General features: G+C 71.7%; 1 pseudogene. It reads left to right on the top strand.

The annotated features are described in order from the left end of the window. Positions 1-279 (top strand): annotated as a pseudogene (locus ACLBYB_RS33495) (methyl-accepting chemotaxis protein); the annotation flags it as partial.

Raw genomic sequence — 279 nt, 5'->3', positions numbered from 1 at the left:
CGCCGAGGTGAAGGCGCTCGCCGAGCAGACCGCCAAGGCCACCGGCGAGATCGGAACCCAGATCGCCGCCGTGCAGGCCGAGACCTCCCGGGCCGTCTCGGCGGTCGACGGGATCGGCGCCACGATCGAGCAACTCAGCGCGATCTCGCTCAGCGTCTCGTCGGCCGTGACCGAGCAGGCCGCGGTGACCCACGACATGACCGAGAACATGCAGTCGGCGGCGCAGGGCGTCGCGGCGATCCACACCGCCATGGCGGAGATCGCCTCCTCGGCGAGCGT

This window comes from Methylobacterium sp. D54C, from assembly GCF_053345595.1.
This window is presented reverse-complemented; position numbering and strand designations above follow the sequence as displayed.